The sequence below is a fragment of the Streptomyces longispororuber genome (assembly GCF_014656095.1).
In the GTDB taxonomy this organism is placed as follows: Bacteria; Actinomycetota; Actinomycetes; order Streptomycetales; family Streptomycetaceae; genus Streptomyces; species Streptomyces longispororuber.
The window spans coordinates 22,167-29,327 of sequence record NZ_BNBT01000112.1 but is presented as its reverse complement, the minus strand read 5'-3'; the positions used below and the strand labels follow the sequence as shown (position 1 = coordinate 29,327).

5 protein-coding genes are annotated in these 7,161 nt (G+C 71.9%); 1 reads left to right on the top strand and 4 read right to left on the bottom strand.

The features are described from left to right. Positions 1 to 227: 227 nt before the first annotated feature. The 4 genes from IE330_RS27435 to IE330_RS27420 form a co-directional block, all read right to left on the bottom strand. Positions 228 to 947 (bottom strand): 3'-5' exonuclease, encoded by a 720-nt coding sequence (locus IE330_RS27435; RefSeq protein ID WP_190138816.1) that lies wholly within the window; start codon positions 945 to 947, stop codon positions 228 to 230. A 147-nt stretch (positions 948 to 1,094) separates the two neighbouring features. Then, a complete protein-coding gene (locus tag IE330_RS27430) occupies positions 1,095 to 2,336 on the bottom strand; it encodes a DUF5919 domain-containing protein (protein ID WP_190138815.1) in 1,242 nt (413 codons plus the stop codon). Positions 2,337 to 2,445: 109 nt separating this feature from the next. Beyond that, positions 2,446 to 3,768 (bottom strand): copper amine oxidase, encoded by a 1,323-nt coding sequence (locus IE330_RS27425; protein ID WP_190138814.1) that lies wholly within the window; start codon positions 3,766 to 3,768, stop codon positions 2,446 to 2,448. Positions 3,769 to 3,817: 49 nt separating this feature from the next. Further along, the gene (locus IE330_RS27420; protein ID WP_190138813.1) at positions 3,818 to 4,612 is read right to left on the bottom strand and encodes a Tat pathway signal sequence domain protein; all 795 of its coding nucleotides are present in this window, start codon (positions 4,610 to 4,612) and stop codon (positions 3,818 to 3,820) included. A 160-nt stretch (positions 4,613 to 4,772) separates the two neighbouring features. On the opposite strand from IE330_RS27420, the gene glgX reads away from it, so the two are divergent. Further along, positions 4,773 to 6,881 (top strand): glycogen debranching protein GlgX, encoded by a 2,109-nt coding sequence (gene glgX / locus IE330_RS27415; protein ID WP_190138812.1) that lies wholly within the window; start codon positions 4,773 to 4,775, stop codon positions 6,879 to 6,881. Positions 6,882 to 7,161: the final 280 nt, after the last annotated feature.

The window sequence follows — 7,161 nt, the reverse complement described above, 5'->3', positions numbered from 1 at the left end:
GTCCTCAAACGCCGGACGGGCTGGAGGTGTCCGCGTCTCGCCGTCGTCAGGCCGTCCGCGGCAGTCGACGACGACGAGGCGGCGGGGAATCAGCCCGTCCGGCGTTTGAGGACGAGGCGCGGAGCGCCGACAAAGGGGGCAAGGGGCGGAGCCCCAGACGAGAAGAGCGGGGTCCAGGGGCGGCAGCCCCTGGTTTCGGGGAAGGGGCGGGATTGGGGGACCCCCCGTCAGGGCACCCGTGCCGGCTCGCGCAGCGGCCACGCCCCGTCCACCACCGCCCCGGTGTCCCCCTTGCGCCGCAGGAAGTCCTGGAAGTCCGCCGCCCAGGCGGCGTGCCACTCCACCTGCCGCCGGTGCAGCTCCGCCACGCCCAGGTCGGCGACCTTCCCGTGGCGCTCGGCTATCGCGCGGGCGAGCCGCGCCGCGGCCAGGGCGTCGGAGGTGGCGTCGTGGGCCGACTCCAGGACCACGCCGTACTCCCGGCAGACCGCTTCCAGGTTGCGCTTGCCGCGGCGGTAGCGGTCCACGGAGCGGTCGATGGTGTACGGGTCGATCACGGGCGCGGGGTCGAGGCCGCCGAGCCGCTCCCGCAGCGGGGCGAGGCCGTGCCGCCGCAACTCGGCGGCCAGCAGGGTGAGGTCGAACGCCGCGTTGTACGCCACGACCGGGACGCCCGTCCGCCAGTACGACGTCAGCACGTCGGCGAGGGCGTCGGCGACCTCCGCGCCGGGCCGCCCCTCGGCGGCGGCCCGCTCGTCGGTGATGCCGTGCACGGCGACCGCCTCCGGCGGGATCGGCACGCCGGGATCGGCGAGCCACTCGCGGCGGCCCAGCTCCTGCCCGGCTCTCACCTCGACCACGGCCGCCGTGACGATGCGCGCCTCGCCCGGGTCCGTCCCGGTCGTCTCCAGGTCGAAGCCGATCAGCAGCTCTCGGTGCCAGCCCATGGCCGCCCCCTTCATCATGGTGCGTTCCCCCAGTGGCCTCCACGATCCCACGCGCCACTGACAATCAGGTGGCTGGATTCCGCTTCTGACCGCCGCCGTCCGCGGTCCGTCCGGGTCGCGTCCGGTTTCCCGCCCGCCGCCGTCCGTTCACGACACCGGACGCGAATCCGCCCACGCCATCTCGAACTCCTCCCGGTATGTAGCGAAGAGGCCGCCTTCGCCGGGATCGTCCGCCTTCACCACCCGGCCGCCGCCGCGCAGCACGAGCACCGGCGCCTCCATGCCGCGCGTGCGCCGCAGATAGGACTGGACGACCGCGATGCCGTCCGAGCCGTCGCCGTCGACCAGGTAGGCGGTGAAGCGCGGGGTCTCGTCGAAGACCTGGATCTCGAAGGCGCCCGGGTCGCGCAGCCGGGCGCGGACCCGCCGCATGTGGAGGATGTTCGTCTCCACGGCGCGGCTCAGCTCGCCGCGCTTCAGGCCCAGTTCCCGCTCCCGCCGCTTCACGGCGCTGCTGGCCGGGTTCAGGAACAGCAGCCGGACCCGGCAGCCGGACTCGGCCAGGCGCACCAGGCGGCGGCCGGAGAAGTTCTGCACCAGCAGGTTCAGGCCGATGCCGATGGCGTCGACGCGCCGGGCCCCGCCGAAGAGGTCCTCCGCGGGGAACCGCCCCAGCAGCCGCACCCGGTCCGCGTGCACGCCCACGACGTCCGCGTACCGGTCGCCCACGAGCTGCTCCACGGCGTCGACCGGGAGGCGCCGCGCGGAGGGCGCGTCCGAGCCCGCGCCGAGGATCTCCAGGAGCCGCGCGGAGGCCCGCTCGGCCTGGGCGAGCACCGTCGGCGACAGGGCGCGGTTGCGCGAGACGACGTTGCGGGTGACCTCCAGCTCGTCCAGGGCCAGCTCCACCTCGCGCCGGTCGTCCAGGTAGGGCTCGAAGCACGGCCAGTGCTGCACCATCAGCTCGCGGAGCTGCGGCAGCGTCAGGAAGCTGAGGACGTTGTCGTCGGCCGGGTCGAGGAGGTAGCCCTTGCGGCGGCTCACCTCGCGCACGGCGACGGCCCGCTGCACCCACTCCTGCCCGGCGGGGCCCGCGGCGGCCACCACCCAGTCGTCCGCGTGGACGGGCTCGTAGACGGGACGCAGAACAGCGGCCACGACCGCGCGCAGCCGCTGTTCCACGAGGTTCAGCCAGATGTAGGCCCGCCCGGCCCGCTGGGCGCGCGTACGCACCTCGCGCCAGGCGTCGGCGTCCCAGTCCAGCTCGGGTCCGATCTGGGACACCTGCTCCATCGGTCGCGCCAGGGACACCGCCGAGGGCGGGACGCCTGCGGAGCCCCCCTCGTGACCCTCGTCACCTGGGGGCAGCTCACGCCCCTGCGAGCTCACCCGCGCACCGCCTTCCGTTCCCCCGGACTCTCCCCCGGTCAACGATCAAGGAAGGGTACTCCGGGACCGGCGGGCGGTGCAGCCGGATGGGCAGCCTCGTCGCGCGACTTCAGGTCCGCGGCACCCCGTTCACGCCGGAGAGGTCCTGCGGCGTGAGCGGGTTCATGGCCGTCACGTCGCGCGGGGCCAGCGAGAAGCCCTGCCAGTGGACCGGCATGGGCTGCTGGTCCTCGTCCCGGGCGATGTGGTGGAAGCCGATGTTGACCCACGTGACGGGGTGGTTCAGGGTCTCGCCGTTCGACCACTTGTCGACGCTGTTCGGGTAGCCGTCGGGGCACCCCAGGTTGTTGCTCGCGTACTGCTCGCACTTCTTGTACTGGGTGAAGTACACGTCGTGCTTGCTGAACGGCCGCCCGGAGTGCTTCTGGCTGGCGCCGGGCACGATCTCGTAGCTGCGCGGGTGGCCGTCCTTGTTCTTGCCGGCCGTGCTGACCACGCGCCACCAGCGCATGTCCTTGCGGTCGCCCATGAGCTCCTTGGTGACGGGCGTGCGGGTGGTCTTCGTCTTGGGGCTGCCCGAGCCGTTCGGCGGGGTGACCTGGGAGTCGTACTGCTCGACCTTGGCCTTGGGTGAGCCGTCCAGGCCGAAGTTGAGCCGCCAGAAGACGTTGTGCGAGTGGCTCTCGGCCTTGGCCTGGTCGCCCTTGCCGATGGGCCAGCCGCGGCCGTCGCCGCCGTCGAAGTCGTACGGCGACAGGCTGCCGGTGGCGCCCACGTTGGAGGTGATGGTGCCGTCCGAGGAGAACCGCCACTCGGTGATGTACTCGTACCAGGAGGCCTTGTTGACGGTGTAGACGAGCAGGTCCTTGCCCTGGGCGGTGTAGACCTTGCCGGTGCCGCCGGTGGACGCGTCGTTGTTGAGGCGGTAGGCGTGGCCCCGCGCGCGCGTGGTGGTGCACAGGCCCGGGACGTTCCCCCCGTCCGGGACCTTCACCGTCTTGATGGTGCCGCCGGGGCACTCGCTCGCCTTCAGCTTCTGCAGCCGCATGCCGAAGTCGGTGCCCGTGATGTCGTCGTACTCGTTCTGGCCGTCGTCGTAGGGCACGTGGATCTGGGCCAGGCGGGCGCTGGTGAGCACCGGGACGGGCTTGGGCTCGCCCTTGGGCTGGTAGCTGATCTTGTCCAGGATGAGCCCGGAGTTCGTGTTGTAGTGCCAGCACATGCGCCAGGTCGTACCGCCGTCGAGCGTCTGCTCGATCTTGTACGCGGCGCTGCAGTCGGCCGGGGCGGCGGGCGCCCGTGGGGCGGCCTTCGGGGCCGCGGCGGCGGGGCCCGCGGTGGTTATCGCTGCTCCCAGGAGCGCGGAGACCGCAAGGGCCGTGCCGGCCGCCTTGCGGGCGCGCGGGAGTCTGTTGCCGTGCGAGACGTGCATGGGTGGGTGGCTCCTTCGGCAGGAGGGTGGCGGATGAGGGTGCCGGCGGTCAGCCGACGCGGCCCACGTGGCGGGCGCTGAGGTCGACGACGAACGCCCGGGTGTCGATCCAGGGGCCGCTCTTGACCTTGGCGACGACCTGGAGGCAGCGGTGCTTGCCGCACTCCTTCAGGTCGGACGGGACGTCGGCGAGCGTCTCCTTGCGGAACACGAAGCCGCTCAGGTCCAGGTCCCCGGGGCCGTTCAGCTTCTTGCCGGTGGCCTTCTTGTAGTCCTCCTTGAGCCCCTTGCCGTGCTCGTCGGCGATCAGCAGTCGCGCGGCCTCGGACAGCTCCGCCAGGCTGGGCGGCGGCTGGACGTTGTGGGCGGTGTTGCTCGACTCGACCTTGCCGGTCTCCAGGTTCACCGTCTTCGCTATGACGGCGTCCTTCTTGTAGTCGTAGTAGACGATCTCGGCGCGGCGCGCCGCGGCGTCCCCGGTCGCTCCCAGCTCGTTCTCCGCGAGGTTCGTGGACAGGCGCTGCGGCCCCCGGTCGCCGTCCACGTCGCGGGCGCTGGAGCGCAGCCCGTTGCTGTTCAGCGCGATCTTCTCGGCGCGCGCGGTCTCGGCGTCGGTCAGCGGGTCGCTGCCGACCCCCTCGGAGCCCTCGTCGGGAGCGGCCTCGACCCTTCCCTCCGGCGCGACGGCGTCCTGGCGCGTGGAGCCCGCGGCCGTGCTGCGATCGCTCCCCTCCGCCCCCGCCTGGTCCGGCAGGGTGACGGCCAGCATCGCCGCGGTGGCCGCCACGGCGAGTGCACCCCCCGCCACCACCTTGCCGAGATGGCGTCTGACTAGCGTGCCCATCTCCTCCCCCAATCTCCCCGTATCAGCCCATTTCTAGGGCATGTCGAAAATGTGGTCAGCCGGTTAGACGGACTCAACTCCTGTGTGGTTGCTCCACTTTCGAGCAGACTCCTGCCAGAGGCACACACACCGGCGGCGGCGGACGGGAAGAGTCGACACCATGCAGGACTGGCCCGGGCAGGCATACCCCTTGGGCGCCGCGTACGACGGCGCCGGCACCAACTTCGCGGTCTTCTCCGAGGCCGCCGACCGCGTCGAGCTGTGCTTGCTGCACGACGACGGCTCGGAGACGGCGGTGGAGCTGCGCGAGTCCGACGGCTTCGTGCGCCACGCCTACCTCCCCGGCGTCATGCCGGGGCAGCGGTACGGCTACCGCGTGCACGGCCCGTACGACCCCGCGCGCGGGCAGCGCTGCAACTCGGCGAAGTTCCTCCTCGACCCGTACGCCCTCGCGGTGAGCGGCGAGGTCGACTGGGGCGAGGCGGTGTACGGCTACCGCTTCGGCGCCCCGGACGAGCGCAACGACATGGACTCCGCGCCCCACATGATGACCTCGGTGGTGGTCAACCCGTACTTCGACTGGGGCGACGACCGCCCGCCGCGCACCCCGTACAACGAGACCGTGATCTACGAGGCCCATGTGAAGGGCCTGACGATGCTCCACCCGGAGCTGCCGGACGAGATGCGCGGCACGTACGCGGCGCTCGCGCACCCGGCGGTCATCGAGCACCTGACGCGGCTCGGGGTCACCGCCCTGGAGCTGATGCCGGTGCACCAGTTCATGAACGACCACCGGCTGGTCGACATGGGCCTGAACAACTACTGGGGCTACAACACGATCGGCTTCTTCGCCCCGCACAACACCTTCGCCTCCTGGGGCGACCGGGGCGAGCAGGTCCTGGAGTTCAAGTCGGCGGTCCGGGCGCTGCACGAGGCGGGCATCGAGGTCATCCTGGACGTGGTGTACAACCACACGGCCGAGGGCAACCACCTGGGCCCGACGCTGTCCTTCCGGGGCCTGGACAACACCTCGTACTACCGCCTCACCGAGGACCCGCGCTACTACATGGACACCACGGGGACGGGCAACTCGCTGCTCATGCGGAACCCGCACGTCCTGCAGCTCATCATGGACTCGCTGCGGTACTGGGTCACCGAGATGCACGTGGACGGCTTCCGCTTCGACCTCGCGGCGACGCTCGCGCGCCAGTTCCACGAGGTGGACCGGCTCTCGTCGTTCTTCGACCTGGTGCAGCAGGACCCGGTGGTCAGCCAGGTCAAGCTGATCGCCGAGCCCTGGGACGTCGGCGAGGGCGGCTACCAGGTGGGGAACTTCCCGCCGCTGTGGACGGAGTGGAACGGCAAGTACCGCGACACCGTGCGGGACCTGTGGCGCGGCGAGCCGCGCACCCTCGCGGAGTTCGCCTCCCGCCTGACCGGCTCCTCTGACCTGTACCAGGGCGACGGGCGCCGGCCGCTCGCCTCCATCAACTTCGTGACCTGCCACGACGGCTTCACCCTGCACGACCTGGTGGCGTACAACGAGAAGCACAACGAGGCCAACGGCGAGGACAACCAGGACGGCGAGAGCCACAACCGCTCCTGGAACTGCGGCGCCGAGGGCCCCACCGACGACCCGGGCGTGCTCGCGCTGCGGAACCGGCAGCTACGGAACTTCATCGCCACCCTGATGCTGTCCCAGGGGGTGCCGATGCTCAGCCACGGCGACGAGTTCGCCCGCACCCAGGGCGGCAACAACAACGCGTACTGCCAGGACAACGAGGTCTCCTGGGTGCGCTGGCCGGACGGCGAGACCACCCTCCTGGAGTTCACGCGGGCGATGACCTGGCTGCGCCGGGACCACCCGGTGTTCCGCAGGCGCCGCTTCTTCCACGGCCGCCCGGTGGAGGGCACCCACGACGAGCTGTCCGACATCTCCTGGTTCACGCCCGAGGGCGAGCCGATGACGCGGGCCGACTGGGACGCGGCGCAGGCGCGCGCGCTGACGGTGTTCCTCAACGGCAACGCGATCTCCGAGCCGGGGCCGCGCGGCGAGCGGATCACCGACGACTCGTTCCTGCTGATGTTCAACCCCTCCCCGGCACCCCTGGAGTTCGTGGTGCCGGTCAACCAGGGCCAGCAGTGGCAGGTCGTGGTCGACACGGCGCGCGAGGACGGGGTGCCGCCGGGCACGGGCGCCAAGGTGCGGGCGGGTGAGCGGCTCACGCTCACGCACCGGAGCCTCACGGTGCTCCAGCGTCCGGCGTAGGCGGGCGTACGCGCGGCGCCGGGGCGCGGGCGACGGCCGCGTGCGCCCGGCGCTCCGGCGTGCACGCCGGGGGCGAGGATGCTGACGGGGTGGCCGTGGCCGGTGGAGGCGCTGGGGCTGCCGGGACTCACCGGGCTGTCGGAGCCGACGGGGCCGACGGGACTGTCGCCGACTGCCGGGGCTGTCGGGGCCGACGGGACTGTCGCTGACTTCCGGGGCCGACGGTCGGGTGTCCCACCCGTACGGGGCCCGGGGCGCGCGTCGAAGGGACGAAACGCGC